The sequence below is a fragment of the Micromonospora sp. M51 genome (genome assembly GCF_018070305.1).
Taxonomy (GTDB): domain Bacteria; phylum Actinomycetota; class Actinomycetes; order Mycobacteriales; family Micromonosporaceae; genus Micromonospora; species Micromonospora parva.
Window position 1 is genome coordinate 1 of sequence record NZ_JAGPXZ010001533.1, and the last position, 425, is coordinate 425.

Annotated in this window: 1 protein-coding gene; it reads right to left on the reverse strand. The window is 72.7% G+C overall.

The features are described 5' to 3' along the window. Nucleotides 1-425 (reverse strand): D-alanyl-D-alanine carboxypeptidase (locus tag KBX53_RS35820; protein ID WP_210864123.1); only part of this gene is annotated, 425 nt, incomplete at both ends.

A 425-nucleotide genomic window follows, 5' to 3' on the forward strand; every position in this document is an offset into this window, starting at 1 on the left:
CGGCACCGCCGGCGCTGCCACCCGGGCCGTCGACGTCTGTCCCTCGCGGAAGCCGGCCAGCGTTACGGCGATCTGGTCCTCCAGCGACTTCACCGACGCCGTCAGGTAGTTGTTCAGCAGGATGGAGAACGCCAGCAGCCGACCGTCGGCGCTGGTGACGTACCCGGAGAGACCGGAGACACCGGTCAGGCTGCCGGTCTTGGCGTGCACGTTGCCCGCGGCCGGGGTGCCGGCCATCCGGCTGCGCAGGGTGCCGCCGACGAACCGCTCGGGCTGGCCGGCGATCGGCAGCGCCGCGTACCAGGTGGCGAACCACGGTTCGGCGCGGACGGCGCTGAGCAGGTCGACGAACTCCGTCGCCGGGACGAGGTTGCGCCGGGACAACCCCGAGCCGTCCCGCTGGCGCAGCTTCCCGGTGTCCATCC